At 64.2% G+C, this 21714-nt stretch carries 24 protein-coding genes; 14 read left to right on the forward strand and 10 right to left on the reverse strand.

Translation table 11 applies throughout. The features are described 5' to 3' along the window. The first annotated feature begins 70 nt into the window (after positions 1 to 70). Positions 71 to 1312, forward strand: a complete 1242-nt coding sequence (locus tag C7G41_RS20010; protein WP_106944171.1) for an acyltransferase — start codon at positions 71 to 73, stop codon at positions 1310 to 1312. Positions 1313 to 1859: 547 nt separating this feature from the next. Next, complete coding sequence (locus C7G41_RS20020) at positions 1860 to 2777, forward strand: NADP-dependent oxidoreductase (RefSeq protein ID WP_106944361.1); 918 nt, start codon at positions 1860 to 1862, stop codon at positions 2775 to 2777. Positions 2778 to 2973: 196 nt separating this feature from the next. On the opposite strand, the gene C7G41_RS20025 is transcribed toward C7G41_RS20020, so the two are convergent. Next, positions 2974 to 4824 carry a caspase family protein gene (locus C7G41_RS20025; RefSeq protein ID WP_106944172.1) on the reverse strand — a complete coding sequence of 617 codons (1851 nt, stop codon included), beginning with the start codon at positions 4822 to 4824 and terminating at the stop codon, positions 2974 to 2976. 171 nt (positions 4825 to 4995) lie between these two features. After that, complete coding sequence (locus C7G41_RS20030) at positions 4996 to 6234, reverse strand: MFS transporter (protein ID WP_106944173.1); 1239 nt, start codon at positions 6232 to 6234, stop codon at positions 4996 to 4998. Between the two features lie 129 nt (positions 6235 to 6363). On the opposite strand from C7G41_RS20030, the gene C7G41_RS20035 reads away from it, so the two are divergent. The 4 genes from C7G41_RS20035 (at position 6364) to C7G41_RS38315 (ending at position 8679) form a co-directional block, all read left to right on the forward strand. Next, entirely contained in the window at positions 6364 to 6972 is a 609-nt protein-coding gene (locus C7G41_RS20035) for a TetR/AcrR family transcriptional regulator (protein WP_106944174.1), read from the forward strand. Positions 6973 to 7089: 117 nt separating this feature from the next. Beyond that, positions 7090 to 7434, forward strand: a complete 345-nt coding sequence (locus tag C7G41_RS20040; protein ID WP_146159781.1) for a hypothetical protein — start codon at positions 7090 to 7092, stop codon at positions 7432 to 7434. 49 nt (positions 7435 to 7483) lie between these two features. Continuing rightward, positions 7484 to 8152, forward strand: a complete 669-nt coding sequence (locus tag C7G41_RS20045) for a hypothetical protein (protein WP_245446588.1) — start codon at positions 7484 to 7486, stop codon at positions 8150 to 8152. 293 nt (positions 8153 to 8445) lie between these two features. Further along, positions 8446 to 8679 (forward strand): hypothetical protein, encoded by a 234-nt coding sequence (locus C7G41_RS38315; protein ID WP_245287767.1) that lies wholly within the window; start codon positions 8446 to 8448, stop codon positions 8677 to 8679. A 246-nt stretch (positions 8680 to 8925) separates the two neighbouring features. Here C7G41_RS38315 and C7G41_RS20055 read toward each other — a convergent pair whose 3' ends face one another. Together C7G41_RS20055 and C7G41_RS20060 are read right to left on the reverse strand one after the other, a co-directional pair. Beyond that, the gene (locus C7G41_RS20055; protein WP_106944176.1) at positions 8926 to 10299 is read right to left on the reverse strand and encodes a PleD family two-component system response regulator; all 1374 of its coding nucleotides are present in this window, start codon (positions 10297 to 10299) and stop codon (positions 8926 to 8928) included. 14 nt (positions 10300 to 10313) lie between these two features. Continuing rightward, the gene (locus C7G41_RS20060) at positions 10314 to 10679 is read right to left on the reverse strand and encodes a response regulator (RefSeq protein ID WP_007611272.1); all 366 of its coding nucleotides are present in this window, start codon (positions 10677 to 10679) and stop codon (positions 10314 to 10316) included. 254 nt (positions 10680 to 10933) lie between these two features. Here C7G41_RS20060 and C7G41_RS20065 point away from each other — a divergent pair, with 254 nt between their 5' ends. The 3 genes from C7G41_RS20065 to C7G41_RS20075 are packed head-to-tail and all read left to right on the forward strand — an operon-like array spanning position 10934 to position 12938. Further along, complete coding sequence (locus C7G41_RS20065; RefSeq protein ID WP_106944177.1) at positions 10934 to 11245, forward strand: DUF3572 domain-containing protein; 312 nt, start codon at positions 10934 to 10936, stop codon at positions 11243 to 11245. Continuing rightward, complete coding sequence (locus tag C7G41_RS20070; protein ID WP_106944178.1) at positions 11242 to 12531, forward strand: DNA polymerase IV; 1290 nt, start codon at positions 11242 to 11244, stop codon at positions 12529 to 12531. The genes C7G41_RS20065 and C7G41_RS20070 overlap by 4 nt, the downstream gene beginning before the upstream one ends. Further along, complete coding sequence (locus C7G41_RS20075; RefSeq protein ID WP_106944179.1) at positions 12531 to 12938, forward strand: ACT domain-containing protein; 408 nt, start codon at positions 12531 to 12533, stop codon at positions 12936 to 12938. The genes C7G41_RS20070 and C7G41_RS20075 overlap by 1 nt, the downstream gene beginning before the upstream one ends. Before the next feature lie 92 nt (positions 12939 to 13030). Here the strand turns inward: C7G41_RS20075 and C7G41_RS20080 are convergent, their stop codons facing one another. Beyond that, complete coding sequence (locus C7G41_RS20080; RefSeq protein WP_106944180.1) at positions 13031 to 13432, reverse strand: RidA family protein; 402 nt, start codon at positions 13430 to 13432, stop codon at positions 13031 to 13033. 197 nt (positions 13433 to 13629) lie between these two features. After that, positions 13630 to 14475, reverse strand: coding sequence for a cell envelope integrity EipB family protein (locus tag C7G41_RS20085; RefSeq protein ID WP_158268021.1), 846 nt, complete (start codon positions 14473 to 14475; stop codon positions 13630 to 13632). 244 nt (positions 14476 to 14719) lie between these two features. Between C7G41_RS20085 and C7G41_RS20090 the strand changes: the two genes are divergently transcribed. From C7G41_RS20090 to C7G41_RS20105, 4 genes are read left to right on the forward strand one after another with little or no spacing between them, the layout of a single operon-like run. Then, the gene (locus C7G41_RS20090; RefSeq protein WP_007611287.1) at positions 14720 to 15187 is read left to right on the forward strand and encodes a RidA family protein; all 468 of its coding nucleotides are present in this window, start codon (positions 14720 to 14722) and stop codon (positions 15185 to 15187) included. A gap of 5 nt (positions 15188 to 15192) precedes the next feature. After that, the gene (locus C7G41_RS20095; RefSeq protein WP_106944182.1) at positions 15193 to 15939 is read left to right on the forward strand and encodes a glycerophosphodiester phosphodiesterase; all 747 of its coding nucleotides are present in this window, start codon (positions 15193 to 15195) and stop codon (positions 15937 to 15939) included. Positions 15940 to 15994: 55 nt separating this feature from the next. After that, a complete protein-coding gene (locus C7G41_RS20100) occupies positions 15995 to 17236 on the forward strand; it encodes a GNAT family N-acetyltransferase (RefSeq protein ID WP_106944363.1) in 1242 nt (413 codons plus the stop codon). Positions 17237 to 17288: 52 nt separating this feature from the next. After that, on the forward strand, positions 17289 to 17717 hold the full coding sequence (locus C7G41_RS20105) for an HIT domain-containing protein (protein ID WP_106944183.1): 429 nt from the start codon (positions 17289 to 17291) through the stop codon (positions 17715 to 17717). 109 nt (positions 17718 to 17826) lie between these two features. Here C7G41_RS20105 and tsaA read toward each other — a convergent pair whose 3' ends face one another. The 4 genes from tsaA to C7G41_RS20125 all read right to left on the reverse strand — a co-directional run bounded on the left by tsaA (position 17827) and on the right by C7G41_RS20125 (position 20508). Then, positions 17827 to 18318, reverse strand: a complete 492-nt coding sequence (gene tsaA, locus C7G41_RS20110) for a tRNA (N6-threonylcarbamoyladenosine(37)-N6)-methyltransferase TrmO (protein WP_106944184.1) — start codon at positions 18316 to 18318, stop codon at positions 17827 to 17829. Positions 18319 to 18349: 31 nt separating this feature from the next. Then, entirely contained in the window at positions 18350 to 18700 is a 351-nt protein-coding gene (locus C7G41_RS20115) for an AzlD domain-containing protein (RefSeq protein WP_007603256.1), read from the reverse strand. After that, positions 18697 to 19437 carry an AzlC family ABC transporter permease gene (locus C7G41_RS20120; RefSeq protein WP_106944364.1) on the reverse strand — a complete coding sequence of 247 codons (741 nt, stop codon included), beginning with the start codon at positions 19435 to 19437 and terminating at the stop codon, positions 18697 to 18699. The genes C7G41_RS20115 and C7G41_RS20120 overlap by 4 nt, the downstream gene beginning before the upstream one ends. Before the next feature lie 117 nt (positions 19438 to 19554). Then, positions 19555 to 20508: a lytic transglycosylase domain-containing protein gene (locus tag C7G41_RS20125; RefSeq protein ID WP_199198511.1), complete on the reverse strand. Its 954-nt coding sequence runs from the start codon at positions 20506 to 20508 to the stop codon at positions 19555 to 19557. A gap of 108 nt (positions 20509 to 20616) precedes the next feature. Here C7G41_RS20125 and C7G41_RS20130 point away from each other — a divergent pair, with 108 nt between their 5' ends. Beyond that, positions 20617 to 21693, forward strand: a complete 1077-nt coding sequence (locus C7G41_RS20130) for a TRAP transporter substrate-binding protein (RefSeq protein ID WP_199198490.1) — start codon at positions 20617 to 20619, stop codon at positions 21691 to 21693. Positions 21694 to 21714 lie beyond the last annotated feature (21 nt).

The raw sequence follows: 21714 nt of genomic DNA on the forward strand, positions 1-21714 counted from the left end.
CACCTCGCAGAGCGCCTTGACCAGTTTCAATATCTCCAACGGGATCGTTGCATGAACCTGGTCCATTCCCGTGAAGAGCCATTTGCCGTTGCTGGATCCGCTGCGCTTCGCCGCCGCCCTCGGCGTCGCCGTGTTTCACCAGATGTTCTGGTCCTGGGCCTGGGTTTCGATTGGCGTCCCGGGTTTCGAGCGCACCGTCGCCGCCGATGTTCTCTACCCGTCCGCCGCGCCCTTCACATGGTTCGGTTGGGTCGGCGTTGAAATCTTCTTTGTCATTTCCGGTTTCGTCATCGCGAATTCCGCGAGCACATCTTCGCCGGGCGAGTTTCTTCTCGGTCGTGCGCTCAGGATTTATCCGGCGGTCTGGGTTTGCGCGACCGCGACCTTCCTCGTCCTGCTCCTCTTCGGGAGCGGACCGGCGTCCGAATTCGTTCTGCCCTACATCCACGCCATGCTGATGGTTCCCAAGGGAGTCACGGGTCAGTGGCTAGACGAAGTCTACTGGACGCTGGCAGCCGAGACGGCATTTTATGGTCTGGTGTTCTGCGCGATGCTCACCAAGAAGGTCACCCTGCGGCACCTGGCCTGGGGTCTCACCATCTACAGCGCAATCTTCAATGCCATCGCGCTGCTCGTGCTGTCATGCACGACGCCATCCGACTTGCCTTATCTGGTCATTCTGATGTTTCGGGTGCCGTGCGCGGCATTCCTGCTGACGCATGGTTGCTTCTTTGCGCTGGGAATCTGGCTGTTCATCTCCGCGAACAGACAATTGACGGCACTCGAACAGGTGGCGGTTGCTGTCACGTGTCTTTCGGGCGCGGCGGAAATCTACTTTTTCGCCTCGTTCTTCTTGACGTCGATCCCCGCCATCGCGGATCAATCGGCTCTCGTGCCGATCATGGTCTGGGCGGCCGCGGTGCTCCTCATTGCAATTGCCGCGAGGCGAAGCAGGCGCTCTGCGGGCAGAGCTTCTCCTGAAGCACCAGCCTATTTGAGAACGCTCGGACTAATCACCTACCCGCTTTATCTCACGCACAACGTCATTGGCACGGCGATCATTCGTGCCCTGGTCGATGCCGGCTGGGATGCCACCTCGGCCCTCTGGATCGCGCTGGGCATGCTTGTTTTGGTCTGCTGGTTCATTTGCGCGAAGATCGAACCGGCCGTCAGAGGCGCGCTGACGCAAACCCTTTCGCATTTCGGAAAGCTTCCGCAAAGGCAGCCGGCGGCGAGGCGCCCGGCGTTGGCTCGCGGACTGCGACTACGCCCCGCACGTTCCCTCTCGTCTCCCGCACGCGCCGCAGCGTGAAACGCTGCTGCGCAGAGCTGGGACCCAGAAAGCAACATAACACGATACAGAGGCGTGGGCCCCGGCTCTGCAGCGCACCCTATCGTCCGCACCTTCGTCGTCCTCGGCAACCTGGTGCCTGCGCTGCGGGAGCTACTGATCCAGCGCATCGAAGCGGGGCTGCGCTCGAAAGACTGAAGCCCGCCGCAATCCAGATTCCTGTTCGCCGTCTAAAGGCGCTCTCGATCACCGAGCAAGTCTCGGCAGCCAATGGAGCCCGTTTGGCACAATCGAGTTGTATCGGGAGGCGGACGTCGCGCTTGGTACAGCCAAAATCGGCATTCTTGGTACTGTTTTATAGCCGGGCGCAACGCATCTATTCGCTGACACCGGCGACCGGAGCGATCCCGATCCACCAGGATGAGTGGCAGCCCCGATCAATGCGGACAGCGGAGATGCGGACACGGAGACAGGAGTTCCACACAGCCTGGCATTCTGTAGATAGCCGGTGCGTCCACGCTCTCTGCATGATTCGACCAAGAGACAAATGACAGAGGAGATAATTCCCATGAAGGCGATCGTTGTAACGGACCAGGCCGCAGGAACGGCCGGGATGAAGCTGATGGACCGGCCCGAGCCGCAGGCAGCGATAAACGACGTCGTCGTTCAGGTTCATGCGTCGGGGTTTGTACCGACTGAGCTTTCGTGGCCCTCGACCTGGACCGATCGCCGCGAACGTGACCGAACACCGTCGATCCCTGGGCACGAGCTGGCCGGAGTGGTCTCCGCCCTCGGATATGGCACGACGGGGCTATCAGTGGGACAGCGGGTGTTCGGCCTCGCGGACTGGTATCGCGACGGCACGCTGGCCGAGTATGTGGCGATCGAGGCACGCAACCTTGCACCGCTGCCGGGCGACGTCGACTTTACGGTGGGTGCGAGTCTGCCGATCTCGGGCCTGACGGCGTGGCAAGGGCTGTTCCAACACGGCCGCCTTCAGGCGGGGCAAAGCGTCCTCGCACACGGCGCGGCCGGCGCAGTCGGGTCAATGGTGACGCAACTCGCACGAGAGGCTGGCGCCTACGTCATCGGCTCTGGACGCGCCGCCGACCGTCAGACAGTGCTCGACTTCGGCGCGAAGGAGTTCGTCGACCTCGACAACGACACCCTGAAGGACGTGGGCAAAGTCGATCTGGTGTTCGATGTCATCGGCGGTGACATCCAGAAGCGATCCGCAGCACTGATCCGAGCCGGAGGAACATTGGTGACGATCGTGGGGCCGGCCGAGACGCGGCCCTCCGAGGGCCTGGCGGTCGACTTCGTCGTCGAGTCCGATCGTGCCCAACTGAGTGAGATCGTGCGGCGGGTGCGGGACGGACGACTGCGGACGAACATCGGCAACGTCTCGACCCTCGACGATGCCGTCGCCGCGTTAAATCCGACCAAGCGACGCAAGGGGAATACGATTATCCGCATTCGTCCCTGAGAGACGCACGCCCATTGATGCACGCAGCCGGCGGGCGGTCACGACCAAGCAAGCGCAGCGTCCGCTGCAAACTCCAAAGCGGACGCTCATGAGCGTACGTCAAGCGCGCCGACCATCTCGGCGAAAGGGCTCTCACGATCGGCCGCGACCGAGACGCTCGACTTTCGCGACTGAATATCCGAAGCGACTGCCGACCTTAACCACAGATCTCCATCATCGCTCTAGGCTTGCCATCGCCAGAAGCCGCACCAGAGCCGCCGGGGACTAGCTTGCAGCCGGACCGCACGGGCCTGCACCCTGCTCCATTGCAAAACATCTGGCCGGTCGCCTGCGGCTTTGCCGGCGCGGACTCGACCTGCTTGCGCTGCTCGTCCCGTGCCTTCGATTCATCCCTTGTAGCAACCGGCTTCTTCTCCTGAACCTTCTCGCATTCGTTGTCGTCGTTGACCCGATAGCCGGAGCGACACGCGATTTTCAGGCAGGCGTCGCCGTCGGCCTTGAAGCCGCGATCACACACCAGAGGACAGACCCGACCCGGCTTCGCCTTGATCGCGTCCAGCGCGTCGAAGCTTGCCAGCCTGGCGTCGAACTTGGTGCCCGCGTACTTGTTGAACAATGTCAGCGAGCGCTGCGACGACGCGCTCCAGTCCCCATCGGCTGTCGCTGCGAAGCATCCCACCCGGCGCAATTCAGATTGCAGCAACTTCGCCGTCTCCTGCGCAGACATGCCGGGCTGCGATACGGTCGGGGCAACAGCGGCGATCTTCTGTTCGCCGTCTGCCTGCGTTTTCCTTTCCGCCGCCTGCTTGGCGGCGAGCTCGGCCGCCGCCTTGTCGGATGCAATCTTGTCGGCGAGCGCCTTTTCGGCGGCGAGCTTGTCGGCCAGCGCCTTGGCAACAGCAGCCTCGGCTTCCTTGCGCCGCTGCTCCGCAGCGGTCGCCTTCGCCTCCTCGGCCTGTTTGGCCTTCTCTGCCGCCAGTTTGGCATCCTCGGCCGCCCTGGCTGCAGCCGCCGCCTTGTCCTGCTCGGCCTTTTTGGCGCGCTCCGTGGCAAGCCGGGCCTTCTCGTCCTCGGCCTGGCGTGCCTTGTCGGCCGCGGCGGCGCGCGCTTCCTCGGCCGCAACCCTGCTCAATTGTCCGTTGGCAAGGCTGGCATAAAACCCATCGGGATATTGAGCCAGGAAAGCCGTCCAGACCTCTCGCGTGCCGATCTGCATCGCCAGCTCGTAGTCCCGGCGGATCGCGTCCTGCGGGTTCGGCTGCGGTCCAACCGTGACCGGCTTGGCGGGGACCAATGGGACATCGTTGCCACCCAGCGAGCCGTAGACGTAAGGCTCCTGCTTGTAGCCGGTGCTCTTGAGAACGTCGTCGCGGACGAATCCGAAGGCCTTGCGCAGATCGAGCCCCGGCGTCGGCAGCCGTTCGACCAGCGCGGCGGCAAACGGACTGTTTTTGGCGTCACCATCCGAGGCCGTCGAGCCTGCCTTTGCGGCAAACGCGATCATGGTGTTGGGGCTCGTCGGCTCGATCTTGGCCAAACCACGACCGACGGCGCGCGATGCCACGGTGCGCTTCATCGTCCTGGCAAACGGATTGTCGCGGCAGGCGTCCAGTATGACAAGCCGAAGCTGCTTCGCAGACTCGACGGCAAACAGCGCACGATCAAGCGCTACCGTCTCGTCGAGCACATCGCCGTCCGTTTCGAGCGTCGCATCGGTCGGGATCAGATAGTTGTTTCCGTCCAGCTCGATACCGTGCCCGGCATAGTAGATGACGGCGACATCGGCATCGCGCGTTCGGTTGGCGAACTCGCGCAAAGACCTGCGCATGTCGGCAGCACTCACATCAAGCTTGACGTCGACGCTGTCGAAACCCGCCTTCTTGAACATGCCGCCGACCAGCGTCGCATCGTTCACGGGATTGGAGAGAAGCGGCGCGCTCTTATAGGCGGAATTGCCAATGACCAGCGCGACGCGACGTTCGGCATGCGCAACTCCGCCCAATCCCAGCAAAAGGATCAGACATGTGACAAGTCTGAATGCGCCCATCGTAGCCCCGCGAAAGCACCGGGATAAAGTAGTATCCGGAACATTCCCGAACGCAATACCGCTCTGTGACTTTGGTCACTCCGCGTTCGAACAACAAGGCCGACGAGTTCGTCGTGATGCCCGCGACGATAGGCTCCGAAAAAAGCCAGCGCTTATGAGGTCGGTACCCCGCTACGCCGTCCGCAACACCGGCGCCGGCGGCTGCGACGGCCGGATCAGCGCGAATGCGACCTGGATGATGCCCCCGGCCAATCCCAGCGCGACACCGATGCGCCAGGCCATGGTGTAGGAGCCGAGCGCGTCATAGAGCAGCCCTCCTCCGTACGCACCGAGGAAGCTGCCGATCTGGTGGCTCATGAAGGCGAGGCCCTGGATCATCGCCTGCCAGCGCAGACCGAACATCTCGGCGACCGCGCCCGCGACCAGCGGTCCCACACCCATCCACAGGAAGCCCATGATCGCGCCGAACAGCAAGGTCGAGGCAGGCGTCGCCGGCAGCATGAAGTACCAGGCCAGCGCCAGCGAGCGGAGAACGTAGATGCCGCCCAGAAGCGCAAGCTTGTTCCAGCGCTGGCCGGCCCAGCCGAAGAACAGCGAGCCGAGCACGTTGAAGCCGCCGATCATGCCGAGCGTCTGCGCGCTCAGCATCGGATCGAGGCCGCAGATCGCGAGATAGGACGGCAGGTGTGTGGTGAGGAACACGAGCTGCATGCCGCAGACGAGATAGGCGCAGGTCATCACCACGAAGGACGCATTGCCGAAGGCGGTCTTCGCCGCAATCATCGCCGTGGCATCGACGATCTCGTCAGCCGCGGGCTTCGGCAGCGGGACCGCGTCAACGCGCCCGGCATACCAGGCCGCCGGGATCATCAGCACCGACATCACCACGAAGCCGGCGAGCCCGACGCGCCAGCCAAAGCCCTCGTTGAGCATCTGCCCGAGCGGCGCCGATAACAACGCGCCGAGCGAGCCCGCGCCGGAGACGATGCCAAGCACGGTGGAACGCACCGTCGCGGGTACTGCGCGCGCTGCCACCGACATCGCGATCGCCGCCGCGGTGCAGGCGAGCGAGGTGCCGATCAGCACGCCGGCGCCGATCATGATGGCGAGGAGACCGTTCGCGGTTGCCATCAGCACCAGGCCCGCGATGTACATGAACGAGCCTGCGATCATGATCGGACGGAAGCCGTAGCGCGTGGTCATCGCGCCTGCGAGCGGCTGAAGAAAGCCCCAGGCGAGGTTTTGCACGGCCAGCGCCAGCGTGAAGTCGGAGATCGACAGATGGATGTCGTGGGTCAGCGGCTGCATGAAGATGCCGAGACTCTGCCGCAGCCCCATGCTCAGCGTCAGCATGATCGAGGCGCCGATCAGGATGGGCAATGTCGGGCGCAGGACCTGCAACAGGGGCATTTTCTTCTCCCTCATCGGCGCGGCGCGAGCGCCGTCGTCTGCAATATCGGTTGATTTTGGTTACACAGACCTGTGTACTTAGGCTATGGATAGCGTGCACTGTCAAGCCAACAGGACATCCACCGCCGCATGGCTCCCCCGCCCGCCTCACAGACGATGAAAGAGCGGATCCTCGAGACCGCCGACAAGCTGTTTTATCTGCAGGGCATTCGCGCCATCGGCGTCGACACCATCGCGGCCCAGATCGGCATCTCCAAGCGCACGCTCTACAATCACTTCCCTTCCAAGGACGCGCTGATCGCGGCCTATCTGGAGCGCCGCTTCGTCCAGCCCCGCCCCTCGGACAAGCCGCCGGCCGAGCAGATCCTCGCAACATTCGATTCGCTGGAGCGCCGCTTCGCCGCAAAAGACTTTCGCGGCTGCCCGTTCGTGAATGCGGTCGCCGAGCTTGGCCCGGCGGACCGCGCCGTGAAGAAGATCGCAATCGCCTTCAAGGAAAGCCGCCGCGTCTGGTTTCGCGACCGCCTCAACGAACTCGGCGTTGCGAACGCAGAGGCGCTCGCGACGCAGCTCGTGCTGCTGGTCGACGGCTCGATCGCCCAGGACCTCGTCCGCGACGACCCCGCAATGGCGCGTGCCGCGAAGGAAGCGGCGAAGGTGTTGTTGCGGAATGCCGGGGTGGAGGTGGGAGATGAGGCTGCGGTGAAGTCAGGCAAGCGGGCGGCCCGGAATCCCTGAAGCAACTGAAAGATCAGACCACTCGCTGCAAGAAGTCCGGATCGGCGAGCACGCATTCCAACGTCCGTTTGCCGTGCTTCACCTTCGATCGCTTGAAGGGAGCGGACAGGGCGTCACGTGAAGCTTGACATCCAGCCACAACCTAAGGGAGCATCTGGCGTTTTTTTCATTCCCTTGGAGATTGCCACGATGCCTACCATCCACATGGACTCGTCCGTCAGCCAGACCGCCACCCGCGCCGTTATGAACGGAGGAGTTCTGGCCTGTACAAAGACCAGCGACAAGGACGTTTATTCTCATTCGATTTGGGCGACCGAAAGCAACATCCGGCAGTTCACGATGCACGAAGGGGACAGCATCGTCATCCCGCCCGGCTCGAGCGTGACGATATGGATATTCCGCACGCAGCCGGGAAAATCGACCTGGACCATGGACTTCGAACTCAAGGAAAAGGCTGCCTGACAAGCCACACGAAACAGCCGCTCTCGGAACTCCGGGAGCGGTCACCTGCATGACCGAACTGAAAGGAACCATCGTCATTTCGGCGTCGTTGACCTTCTTTACACCGGAGATGGTCATGAACCGAAAATCGCTTCTTCTTACAGCCGCGCTGTCCTTCGCTGTTGCCGCTCCCGTCTTCGCACAAGGCGGCGGTGGAGGTGGTGGTGGTGGTGCCGGCGGAGGCGCAGGTGGCGCGGCCGCGAGCGGCGGCGCGTCCGGATCATCCGCGAGCTCGGGCGCAGGCACTGGCACGTCTGGCGCCGCCAACGGAGGCCCCTCGGCGCCATCCGGCATGGGCACAAACGGAACTTCCACCGGCGCTCACACCAACAACTCTCCAACCAACCCGAACGTTCAGGCCCCGACGCCGAACGGCAACACCGCGAGCACACCGGCCGCACCAAGCAGCTCGGGCGCGGGCAACACCGCGTCAGGGTCGACACAGGCGGGCACGCCAAACGAGACCGACAGGTCCGGCATCACGGCAACCAACGGTGCCAACAGCGACAACAAGGCTCAGATCAGCCCCGCGGAGCAAGCAAGAACGGGGATCAAGACGCTTCCACAGGATCAAACTCCAGGAGCCGTCAGTGCGCCGGGCGTTGGCGTCGGTCATGCGGCGAACGGCTTGCCGATCGGCACGCCGGGGTCGGGGACCAGCAACGTCGATCAGAAGTAACCCGGACTTTCTCCATCTCCACAGGGCCCGCTACGGCGGGCCTTTTCTGTGACGTCCTGAAGGGAGTGGAAGGCCGAGGGCTGCGAGGGCGAGACATGGGGTAAACTTGGCATCAGGCGGCCCTGCCGATACACTGGTTTCTTTGGGGCGCGCCCATGATTAGATTTTCGTCGTTGCTGCCATTTTCACTTCTGATCATCTGTAGTTCGGCCGCGGCTGACGACATGAAGATCCAATTCGCGTTTGCACCTCCCCGGCCCTGCACCACCGTCTTTCCAAATCCCGAAATCAAGATGAAAAGTGTTCCGCCCGGCACGCGCACGATCGTCGTCAGGTTTCGCAGAGAGAAGAACTACGAGATGGGCGGCCAGGAGATCCCATTTCCCTCAGATAACATCGTGAAGCCGGAGAGCTTGCGAACCTGGGGCCCCTGCAATTCCGGCCTGTACACTTACGAGATCATCGCAAAGTCCAGCACGGGTGCGGCCCTGGCCAAGGCAGAATGGTCGGAGCCCTATCCTCCCTGACTTGAAGGTGGACGCCCGCTTGTCCGTCGTGGCGTGCCGAATTCACCGCCTGCGCGATGACAACAGAGTTCGTGGAGCGTTCGGGATGCTAGCAACATGCTCCTGTTTTGCCCGACGAGTCAAACGGGCGTTGCTGTCTGCATCAGCCGTTTTGCCACCCGCGTAAGCCATTGATCCGACTAGCGTCGGCTACTGTGCATGGGGTTGTTTTCGCGTTTTTTTTTGCGCCGGCCGGTGCGAGCGGCCTCACGCCGCGTGCGACACCACGCGATTGCGGCCGTCGTGCTTGGCGCGATACAGCGCAGTGTCGGCGCGCTTGAGCACGTCGCCAACCGCCTCGCCCTTCTGCTCCAGCGTGGTCAGGCCGATCGAGATCGTGACCTCGATGCGCTTGGTGCCCTTGTGGATCGCAAAGGGCTCGCCGGCGATCGAGCGGCGCAGCCGCTCGGCGACCATGCCGGCGACGTGGAGATCGGTCTCCGGCATCACGATGACGAATTCCTCGCCACCGTAGCGACAGGCAAGGTCAATGCCGCGGATCGACTTGCGCACCCGCACCGCGAATTCGCGCAGCACGTCGTCGCCGGCGTCGTGGCCGTAATTGTCGTTGATCGATTTGAAGTAGTCGATGTCCAGGATCATCAGCGCCAGCGGCTTGCCGCGGGTCGCGGCCTGCTCGGCGAGCGTCGCGAGATGGCTCTCCATGTAGCGGCGATTGTGCAGCCCGGTGAGCGCATCCGTGATCGCCATCTCGATCGAATTCTGCACGTTGTCGCGCAAATGGTCGGTGTAGCGGCGGCGGCGGATCTGGGTGCGGGCCCGCGCCAGCAACTCGATCTTGTCGATGGGACGCAGCAGGTAGTCGTTGACGCCGATCTCGAGCCCACGCAGCAGCCGCGTCGAGTTCTCGGGGTCGGCGATCGCCAGGATCGGCACATGCCGCGTGCGCTCCAGGGAGCGCGCCTGACTGCACAGCCGAAGGCCGTCGAAATTGTTGAGGTCGAGCGAGACGATCAGCAGATCGTAGTTGCCCTCGGCGGCGTGGAACAGCGCTTCCGTCGGGTTCGGCTCGACGTCGATGGTGTGCTCGGCGGCGAGGATCGTCGCCAGCCGCTCATAGGAAGACTCGCGGTCGTCGACCAGCAGGATGCGGCCGCCCTTGCCGGTGTCGGAGATTGCACTGCGCTCGGGCGCCTGCATGCCGATCTCGAGCGAGGTGATGGCGCGCATGCGCAGTTCGTCCGTCATCATCTTCAGCCGGGTCAGCGAGCGCACGCGCGCGATCAGCACGACATCGGAGACGGGTTTTGTCAGGAAATCGTCGGCGCCGGCTTCCAGCCCGCGGTTGCGGTCGGCCGGGCTGTCGAGCGCGGTGACCATCACGACGGGAATGTGATGCGTGGCCGGATCGGTCTTGAGGCGGCGGCAGACCTCGAAACCGTCGATGTCAGGCATCATGACGTCGAGCAGGATGATGTCGCATTCGGCGCGGGCGCAGATCGCCAGCGCCTCGGTGCCGTTCGCGGCGGTCATCACGTCGAAATATTCGGCGGACAGGCGGGCTTCGAGCAGCTTGACGTTGGCAGGGACGTCATCGACGACGAGAATACGCGCGGACACTGTGAACTCACTTCCTATCCGATGAAACGTCGGACCGTCTCAATGAATTTGCCGACCGAGATCGGCTTGGACAAATAGGCTTCGCAGCCGCCCTCGCGGATGCGCTCTTCGTCGCCCTTCATCGCGAACGCCGTGACGGCGACGACGGGAATATTGCGCAGCTCCGGATCGTCCTTGATCCAGCGCGTCACCTCCAGGCCCGAGACCTGCGGCAATTGGATATCCATCAGCACGAGGTCGGGCCGCATCTTGCGAACGAGGTCGAGCGCCTCGTAGCCGTTGCTGGTGCCGGTGGTCTGGTAGCCGTGCGCCTCCAACAGGTCGCGGAAGAGCTTCATGTTGAGCTCGTTGTCTTCCACGATCAGGACGGTCTTAGCCATCCCGCCCTCCTGATTGGTCCGCAGACCGATGCATGTGACGCCTCAGGCGCCGGTCGCCGGCGCTTCGAAAACTGGATTCAAACTAGCCTCGAATTCGCTTGAGTTTCGTTAAACCCGAGGGCCGACTTTCTGCGATGTGGTTTCCAGTTGCTTGTCGGGGGTCGCAAGACTTGGGCAAGAGACTTGGGAACGAGACTCGGGCATGGTGCGCTCAAAGTAGACACCGAAAGTTAACGGAAAGGCAAACCGGCCACGTGAAAAAGCCTGTTCACAACCCCCGCGAAGTCGCTGAAATCGTTGCGCTTCAGGCGCTGTCTTTCGTCGCGGGCGAGCCGGAGCGGCTGGGCCTGTTCCTGGCCGAGACAGGGGTCGGCCCGGAGATGCTGCGCAATGCGGCCTCGGACCCCAATTTCCTGCTCAGCGTGCTCGATTTCGTGATGCGCGATGACGCCACCGTGAAGGCCTTTGCCTCGTCCGCGGAACTGCATCCGACCAATGTTGCCGCAGCGCGGCAGGTTCTGGGCGACGCGCTCGGCGACCCCCATTGGGAGCGCGACGTGCCGTGACCTCCCTGGAGACGGCCGGGCCCCGCTGCTTCTGCCGGGATTGTTCGGCCGATCTGGACATGGGCGTGCGGCGCTGTTCCGCCTGCGGTTCCCCCCGCCTCGCCCGCCACCGCGCGCTCGCAAGCCTGACCATCGCCCATATCGACTGCGACGCCTTCTACGCGACCGTCGAGAAGCGCGACAATCCTGACATCGCCGACAAGCCCGTCATCATCGGCGGGGGCAAGCGCGGCGTGGTGTCGGCCGCCTGCTACATCGCGCGCACCTACGGCGTGCGCTCGGCCATGCCGATGTACAAGGCGCTGGAAGCCTGCCCGCATGCCGCCGTGATCCCGCCGGACATGGCGAAATATGTCCGCGTGGGGCGCGAGGTGCGCCAGGCCATGCAGGCGCTGTCGCCTCTGGTCGAGCCGCTCTCGATCGACGAGGCCTTCCTCGATCTCTCCGGCACCGAGCGGGTGCACGGCATGATCCCGGCCAAGGTGCTGGCGCGGTTCGCACGTAACGTCGAGCGCGACATCGGCATCAGCGTCTCCGTCGGCCTCTCCTGCAACAAGTTCCTGGCCAAGATCGCCTCCGACCTCGACAAGCCGCGCGGGTTTGCCGCGCTCGACCAGGAGGAAGCGCGTTCGATGCTGGCGGACAAGCCGGTCGGCTTCATCTTCGGCGTCGGACCCGCGACCCAGGAGCGTCTGACGCAACGCGGCTTCCGCATCATCGCCGACCTGCAGAAGGCCGACGAGATCGAGATGATGCGGCAGTTTCCGAGCGACGGCCGCAGGCTGTGGCGGCTCGCGCGCGGTATCGACGACCGCCGCGTCGAGCCTGATCGGGGCGCCAAGACGATTTCGAGCGAGACGACGTTCGAGAGCGACATCCGCGACTTCGCGACGCTGGAGAAGATCCTGTGGCGGTTGTGCGAGAAGACCTCGTCTCGCCTCAAGAGCAGCGAGCTCGCCGGCTCAACCGTCACGCTGAAGCTGAAGACCGCCGATTTCCGCCAACGCACGCGCTCGCAGTCGATCGCGGCCCCGACGCAGCTTGCCGCGAAGATCTTCTCGATCTGCCGCGAAATGCTGGCGAAAGAGATCGACGGCACCGCCTTCCGCCTGATGGGCGCCGGCGTCAGCGCGCTGCGCGAGGGTTCAGTCGCCGACGACACCGACATGCTCGACCGCCGTGCCGCCTACGCCGAGCGCGCGGTGGACAGCTTGCGCAAGAAGTTCGGCAGCGCCGCGGTGATCCGCGGCATCGCGTATGAGGGGCCGGAAAAGGCGCAGGAGTGATGACAGGTGGACGCGATCTCGACGCGCTGCTGAGAAACATGAAGCCGGAGATGCGGCCGGGCATTTTCGTGTTCTGCACGATCCCGACAGAGCAGCCGATTCCCGCAGCGCTCAGCCTTTTGCTGACGTTCCGCGAGCAGGAAGGAACGACGCTGGTGATCCCTCGCGAAGAGGCCGAAGCGGCGGGACTACGCTACGCATTCGCATCGTGCCTGATCACCCTGACGGTTCATTCCGCACTCGATGCGGTGGGCTTTTTGGCAGCGATCACGGCACGTCTCGCCGCGGCCGGCATCAGCGTGAACGCCGTTTCGGCGTTCCACCACGATCATCTGTTTGTGCCAGTCGATCGGGCCGATGAGGCGATGGCGATTTTGCAAGAGATGTCTGGAGCGAAGCACCAGTAGCCCGGATGGAGCGCAGCGCAATCCGGGACAGTGCATCTTCGGACACAGCTTCCCGGATTGCGCTGCGCTCCATCCGGGCTACGGGAAAGATCTCAATCCGCGACCGCCACCGCCTCGATCTCGATCATCCATTCCGGCGCGGCGAGCGCAGAGACGCCGACGAGCGTAGAGGCCGGCGGCTCTATGCCTTCGAAGAAGGCCGAGCGGGCCTTGCCGATGATCGGGCGCAGCTCCGGCTTGTAGTTCACGACGAAGGTCGTGATCTTCACGATGTTGGCGTAGCTCGCGCCGGCTGCTTTCAGCGCGTGCCCGAGATTCTGCATCACCTGCGTGGTCTGCGCGGCGAGATCGCCCTCGCCGACGATCCGCCCCTCCTCGTCCACCGACACCTGGCCGGAGATGTAGATCGTCCGCGCCCCGGTGGCGGTGACGACATGCGAATAGGCGGGATTGTGATGCAGGCCGCTGGGCCGCAGATGATCGAGCTTGGGCATGATGAGCCTCCCGGATGTTTGTGGTTGGGAGGGAGCGTAGCTGGAGAGGCAGCGGAGAGCTAGCCCCGTCATTGCGAGGAGCCGTGACAAAATTGCGAAGCAATTTTGCACTGGTGCGACGAAGCAATCCAGAATTTTTCCACGGAGAAGTTCTGGATTGCTTCGCTTCGCTCGCAATGACGAAGGAAAGAACCCCCTCAATTGCAGGGCTTGCTGTCCTTTACGTCGAACTTGCCCATCGCGCCGGAAATCACAAAGTCGTTGTAATCGAGCACGAGCTGGCGCGAGACACCGTTCTCGTAGAGCTCGAACGCCATCGCATAGACCGGCGTCTGCTCGCCTTCCTTCTGCTGCGCCTCGCGATCGAAATAGCTGACGGTGACGGGCCAGCGCTTGAGCGACTTCATGTGCTCGTCGGACGTCGACGGATCGGGCGAGCCTTCGCGCTCGGCGGGGATCGGCTGGCCGATCACGGTCAGCGTGTTGTAGACCTTCTGGCCATCGTCGGAGCCATCATAGACGGAGAGCTCGAGCAGCGACTTGCCGTCCTTTGCGGCGGCAATGATGCGCTGGATCTGTTCGGTCGGAAACACGATCTTGCCATCGAGCGTGAAACTCTTCGGCGCCGGCAGCTTCAGCTTGACGTTGATGTGGTCGCCGTCGCGCTCCGCCGAGCCGTCGACCCGGCCGGCATCCGCCTCGTTCATCCGCGTCTCGATCTTGAAGCGGTAGCTTTTACCGCCGGCGTCCTCCCAGGAATTGGAGCGGAGGTCGCTGAGCGTGACCTTGCCCTCGCCACTGTCGAGCTCGGAGACCTGGCGGAATTCGGAGGTGTAGCCCTCGCACGAACTTCCGGTGAAATTGTAGAGGATGCGGCCGCGCGCGCTGTTGATCGAATTGGAGCGCGATTTCACCAGGCTCAAATCATAGAGCGCCTGATGTGCGAGGAACGGACCGTTCGCGGCCAGCGCCCCGCCTCCGGGGCCGAGAGCGGCCGCCGCAAGCACCGTCACACCGAGCGAAGTCCGGAAAAGGTGCAGCATGTCTGGTCCCTGAGGAAAGCGCAGATTCGACATTTTAATGACCGTTCCATTGCGTCGCAACTGAGGCCGTTTCACGTAAAGTTGCGGCCCCCGCGTTGAACCTCCTGCCCTGCCTCAACAAAATGCACCCGCATGCAGTCCCTTGGGGCTGCTTGCATGTGGCGGCACGATGGGCGAAACAGGGCGCGCCCGGCCTGCAACGAAGCGCCCGGGCGGATGGATTTTTGGACAACGAGGGTCGGACATGGCGGGCACGGTCGAGCAAAAGCTGGCGGAACAGGGCATCAAGCTGCATGAGGCCCCTACCCCCGTCGCCAATTACGTGCCGTTCGTGCGCACCGGTAACCTGCTGTTCGTCTCGGGCCAGGTTTGCTTCGATCCGGCCGGCAAGCTGATCGCCAAGGGCAAGCTCGGCGCCGGCGTGACCATCGAAGACGGCGCCGCGGCCGCCCGCGGCTGCGCCGTCAACCTGCTGGCCCAGGTCAAGGCGGCGCTCGGCGATCTCGACAAGGTCGTGCGCGTTGTGCGCCTCGGCGGCTTCATCAACTCGGCGCCGGACTTCCTGGACGGGCCGAAGGTCCTCAACGGCGCCTCCGACCTGATGGTCGCCGCCTTCGGTGACAAGGGCCGTCACGCCCGCACCACCGTCGGCGTCGCCTCGCTGCCCGCGGACGCGGCGGTCGAGGTCGAAGGCGTGTTCGAGGTCGCCTGAGGCGAATGCGCGCTCCTGATTGGCTGACAGCCCGCCCGGTCGCCCATCGCGGCCTGCACGACATTGCCCGCGGCATCGTCGAGAACATGCCGGGCGCGGTGCAGGCTGCGATTGCGGGCAATTTCTCGATCGAGGTCGACATCCAGCTCTCCGCCGACGGCGAGGCCATGGTGCATCACGACCATGCGCTCGGCCGCCTCACCGAAGCCACCGGCCCGCTGGTCGACAAGACCGCCGCCGAGCTGAAGGCGCTCACGTTCAAGGACACGGCCGAGCGGATGATGTCGCTCAGCGACCTCTGCGGCCTGGTCGCCGGCCGCGTGCCGCTGGTGATCGAGGTCAAGAGCCATTTTGACGGCGACCGCAAGCTGGTGAAGCGGATGGCGGCGGTGCTGGCATCCTATGACGGCCCCGCCGTCGGCATGTCCTTCGACCCGGACCAGGTGCTGGCGCTGCGCGAGCTGCTGCCCTCCCGCCCCTGCGGCATCGTCGCGCAGCGGAGCTATGAGGACGATTACTGGGCTTACCTGACCCAGGAGCAGCGTGACAGCATGCTGTACCTTCGCCACGGTTTCCGGACCCAGCCGCATTTCGTCGCCTTTAGGGTCGACGACCTGCCCGCCCCCGCCCCATGGATCGCCCGCAATGTGTTCGGCTGCGCCCTGCTCGGCTGGACCGTGCGCACGACCGAGCAGCGGACGCGGGTCGCGCAATATGCGGATCAGATGATCTTCGAGGGCTTCGTGCCGTAGGGCTTGATGTTCCAGCCTCTTGAAGTCGCTGCTGCAATGCACGATCTTGGGCATGATGGCACCATCCGAAATCACCCTTGAGGCCGTACCTTCCATTGGCGAAGTATCGCCGGACGACTGGGACGCCTGCGCCAATCCCGGCAAGTCTTGTAACGGGCATGGCAAGGGAACCTCATCCGGACTTCCAGGCGATTCCCTCGGCCTCTCAAAGCTTGCCTATAACCCCTTCGTCTCCCACGCATTTTTATCGGCCGTTGAGAAATCGGGTTCGGCAACGATCCGCACCGGCTGGGGGCCGCGGCATCTCGTGGCCAAGGTCGACGGCCGTGTCGCCGGAATCGTGCCCTGCTATCTGAAATCGCACTCGCAAGGCGAATATGTCTTCGACCGCGGCTGGGCGGATGCCTATGAGCGCGCCGGCGGGCGCTATTATCCGAAGTTGCAGGTTTCGGTTCCCTTCACGCCGGCCACGGGACCGCGGCTGCTGGTCCGCGACGGCGTTGACCGCGAGCGCGTCATGGAGGCACTGGCGAGCGGGCTGGTGGCGCTGTGCGGCGTCAGCAAGGCTTCCTCGGTGCACGTCACTTTCGCCCGCGAGGCGGAGTGGAAGCTGCTCGCCGAGCATGGCTTCCTCCAGCGCACCGACCAGCAGTTCCACTGGCACAACGAGGGGTTTGCGAGTTTCGACGATTTCCTGGCGACGCTGAACTCACGCCACCGCAAATCGATCAAGCGCGAGCGTCGCGATGCGCTGGCTGCCGGGATCACCATCCACTGCCTCACGGGCAAGGACATCACCGAAGATGCCTGGGACGCCTTCTTTCAATTCTACATGGAGACGGGCTCGCGCAAATGGGGCCGGCCTTATCTGACGCGGGAATTCTTCTCGCTGATCGGCGAGACCATGAGCCAGGATGTGCTGCTGGTCATGGCACGCCGCAACGATCGCTGGATCGCAGGCGCGATCAACTTCATCGGCTCGGACACGCTGTTCGGCCGCAACTGGGGCGCGGTCGAGCATCATCCCTTCCTGCATTTCGAGGTCTGCTATTATCAGGCGATCGACTTCGCCATCAAACGCGGCCTCGGGAATGTCGAGGCCGGCGCGCAGGGCGAGCACAAGATCGCACGCGGCTACCTGCCGCGGACCACCCACTCCGCTCACTTCATTGCCGATCCCGGCTTGCGCCGCGCCATCGACGATTACCTCAAGCGCGAGCGCGCCTATGTCGCGGAAGCCGGACGGGAGCTGGCCGAGCTCGGCCCGTTCCGCAAAGGCGCCGACGAGGCGCCTTGACGGTACGCTGCGGCTGGTGACAGTAAGCGCAAAATTCTAGGGAGCCGCCGCCATGACCGCCTACGACCCCAACAACATCTTCGCAAAAATCCTGCGCGGCGAATTCTCCTGCCACAAGGTTTACGAGGATGAGCACCTGCTCGCCTTCCTCGACATCATGCCGCGGGTACCGGGCCACACGCTGGTGATTCCAAAAGCCCCTGCCCGCAACATCCTCGACATCAAGCCGGACGACTACGCGCACGTCGCCCGTGGCGCGCACAAGATCGCTGCCGCAGCGATGACGGCGTTCAAGGCCGACGGCATCACCGTGCAGCAGTTCAACGAGGCGGCCGGCGGACAGGTGGTGTTTCATCTCCACATGCATGTGATGCCGCGCCACGACGGCGTGGCGATGCTTCCGCCCGCCAGCCGCAAGGAAGACGTCAAGGTGCTGGAAGAGAACGCGACCAAGCTGATCGCAGCGCTGAAGGCGGGGTAGCTTTCCCCGCTCGTCATTGCGAGCGCAGCGAAGCAATCCAGACTGCCTCCGCGGCTACAGTCTGGATTGCTTCGTCGCAAGAGCTCCTCGCAATGACGGAGGAGAGACTTCACTCCGTCTGGAAATCTCCCGGCTGCGGCGCGGCCAGCGGCGTGAACTCGCAACGATCCGGTTTGATGTCGATCAGCGGCGTGTTGTCGAGGCAATCGAGCCCGCGCACCAGAATCGCGTTGCCCTCAATGCCGACCAGCTTCACGATCGACGTGCCGATCGGGTTGGGCCGCACCGGCGAGCGCAGCGAAAACGTGCCGCGGGTCTTCTCGTTGTTTTTCGGGCTTTGCAGGATGATGTCGCGGCGCGACTTGTCGAGCCAGTAGAGCACTTCGAGATTGCTGTAGAAGTCCACGCCCTTGATCGCCGGCACGAACGGCTCGAAGATCTCGAGGCGGCAGATCGGGCCGTCTGTCCGGCCCTGGCGGGGGGTCTCCATCCGCGAGCTCCAGGGCGTGCGGATGCGGCCGATGAAGACGAGGCCGGCATCCTGCGTCGGCGGCAGCTCGATGGAGACTTCACCCTCGCGGAGCTGGTTTTCGCGAACCATATTTCCAATTCCCTGCTGTTCGCCGGCGATTTTAGCCCAACCACCACTTGCCGGCCAGCATGAAGACTTCGCCCGCGACCACGCCGGCGAAGATCGAGCGGCGGGTCAGCAGGAAGACGACAAGACCGGCGCCGACCGCACCGTAGCGCAGGGCATCCGGCACGCTCGCAAGCGCCCCGGGCGGCTCGACCACGATCTGGGCGATGACGCCGGCCAGGATCGCGGTGGCGACCGCCCGTACCCAGACCAGAAGCTCGGAGCCCTCGTCGATGCCGCCGCCGAACCACAGGCCCAGCATGCGCCATATCTGGTTGGGAACAACGCCGGCGACGAACAGCACCGCCAGCGCGTGCCAGTCGCCAATGAGCTGCGCAAAGCTCATGCGCGCACCTCCCGCCACCAATGCACGCCATAGGCGATCGTGCCGGCTGCGAGGCCGCTGACGAGGATGTCGAGGCCGGAGTTCATTTTCGCGGCCAGCGGATACAGCAAGATGCCCAGCACGAGTGCGACGACATCGGCGACCTCGCGGCTGTTGCGCGCGGTCGAGAACAGGAACGACAGCGGCGTCAGCAAGAGGATCGCCGCGCCAAGCGTCTGGGTCAGATTCGCGGCAAGGAAATAGCCGATCGTGTTGGCGGTGAGACACACCGAGACAAGACCGAAGCCAAGTCCGTTGACAAAAGCGATCCGGCGTTCACGTGGCACCTGCGGCAGGAAGCGATGGCATTCGACCCATAGTGTCACCGCGGTGAGGTGCGCCGCGAAAAACAGCTCGCGCCGCTTCGTCGTCGGCGTGCGCATCAGCGGCAGCACCGAGACCACCATCGGAAACAGGCGGACCGCGCTGACCGTGACTGCGATCGCCGACTGGATGACCGTCGCGCCAGAGCCAAGCGTGGTGATGAGGATGATCTGCGCCGGCCCCGCCCAGACGAACAGCGTCGAGCAGAGCGCCCAGAGCAGGCTGAAATGTGTGTCGTGGGCAAGCGCGCCAATGCCGAGATAGGTCGCGAACAGCACGAGGGTGAGGATCGTCTGCGTGATCGAGCGCAGCCCCCACGCAAAGGCGCGCCAGGGACTTTGCCATTGAGGTGAATCGAGCGGAGGAAGCGCCACGGGAGTCTTGGCCGGCTGAGGAATCGTGCCCGCATAACGGGCAATACGGCGGCTGGCGTCAAGAAAGAGCGCGGCGGGGCTGGCATGCACGCGTGGCTGTCATTTCGGGCGCGGCCCCTACCCGCTCACGCCGCGATTCTTCAGCACGAAGCATGCCCCGCCAGCCTTGCGGATGCGACCGCAAAGATCATCCGCCTCGCTCCGCGTATCGGCACCGATGCGCACCTGGTAGAAGGCGCGCGTGCCGCGGCTGCGCATCACCGAGCTGAGCAGGCTCGGATCACGTTCGCCGATCACGGCGCTGAGCCGCGTGACCGCGCGGGAATACATCGCCAGCGCCCGGTTGCGGTCGAAGCCAGCGGCGAGCTGCACGCCCCAGCTCTTTGCAGCCGCAAGCTCCACATGCTGCTCGAGCTCGGCGACGAAGGCATTTGGCGCGCGCTTCAAAAGCGCCATCAGATCGCGGCAGCTTGTCGGCGGCGCGCTCGGCGGACCCTTGCCGGTGCTGCCAGCCTTGGCCCAGGCATCGACGCTCGTGCCAGTGATGGCAAGAACGTAATTGCGGGTCTGCTCCGGCATGCCGCCGGTGCCGGCGAGCCATTCCTGCACCCGCCGCGGCCCGGCATTGTAGGCGGCCGCCGCCAGGCCGAGATTGCCGAACTGGTTGCGCAGCTCGTTGAGAAATTCCGCCGACTTCGGCAGCGCCTGCACCGGATTGAAGGGATTGAGCAGCCCGCGCTCGCTCGCGGTGCCCGGCATGAACTGCGCGATCCCCTGCGCGTGTTCGCCGCTGCGCGTCATGGGCCCCACCGCATCGGCCTGGAAGCGGCTCTCCTGCCAGATCACGCGGGCGAAGAACTCCAGCGGCAGATTGGCATCGCGCGCTGCGGCCTCGACGATCAGGCAGATCGATTCCCGCGTGTCGCTCTCGCGCGCATCCGCGGGCTTCGCCGGCGGCGTCGCGAGCTCTTCGACGCTGGGGACGGCGACATCGTTCTTAGCGGGCGAACTGTCCCCCGCCGCGGCCTGTATCGCCGAGACAAGCAGCGCGGGGATGACGCACATCGCCATCTGCACCCATCCTGTGCAGGCATGGCGGTGGCGCGCCTCGGCGCGGCATGCGACAGTGTGATCTGCCATGTTGTGGCATCGTGCCATGGTTCGACGAGTTGCCAATATATGCTGCCTGACCTGCTTCTCCCAATGCGTTACCCCGCCAAACGGATCCGCGCGATCCTTGTCCCCGCCGCGCTCATCCTGAGCGTCGCGCCAGCCGCCGCGCAGGTGACGTCTCAGGACGCGTCTCAAGTCACATCCCAGGTCACATCTCAGGTCACATCTCAGGTCGCTTGGCGGATGACCACGGAATACCCCGAGAATAATATCTCCGGGATTGGACTCGCGACTTTCGCCAGCCGCGTCTCCGACCGTACCCACGGTTTCGTGACCGTGACGAATGCCTTCAACAACCAGCTCAAGATCAACTCGGGCGAGATGCCGCGCGCGGCGCTGGACGGCCGGATCGCGGGCGGCGATGCCTTCGCGGGCGCTCTTTCGGGCCTCGACCCTGTGCTCGGATTGTCCACCCTGCCCTTCCTAATGCATTCGGTGGATCTCGCCCGCGCCACCAATCTGCGGGCGCGCCCGCTCTATGAGAAGGCGCTCGCGGCGCGCGGTCTCAAGCTGCTGTATGTGACGATTTGGCCGGCCACGGGCCTCTGGTCGGAACGGTCGCTCGAAGGTGCCGACGACCTGCCGAAACTGAACTTGCGAGCCTACGATGCCAATTCCACCGAGGTCATGCGCGCGGCCGGCGCGAACGCGCAATTCCTGCCGATGGACGCGGCGCTCGCCGGACTGAGGGAACACCGGCTGAATGCCTTCCTCACCTCCGGCGACGGCGGCGCAGGGCGCAAATTGTGGGACTTCCTGCCGCATTTCACGGCCATCAACTACGCGATGCCAATCTCGATCGCCTTCGTCCGCGGCGACGCCTTTGCCGAACTGTCCGAGCCGATGCAGCGCGAGGTGCTGGCCGCGGCAGCCGAGACCGAGCAAAGCCAGCTCGCGCTATTGACCCACCGCACCATCGAGAATTACGCCCGCATGCGGGACAATGGCGTCCATATCGCCGAGCCGGCGCCTGCGTTGCTTGTCGCGGAGCTGCGGAAGGCAGCAAAGGACGCGATCGCTGCCTGGGAAACCCGGGCAGGCGCGGAGGCGACGGCCATCGTCGAATGGGCGAGACAGCAATGAGGGAGCGGTAGCGGCATCAAC

Source organism: Bradyrhizobium sp. MOS002, assembly GCF_003020115.1.
Taxonomy (GTDB): Bacteria; Pseudomonadota; Alphaproteobacteria; order Rhizobiales; family Xanthobacteraceae; genus Bradyrhizobium.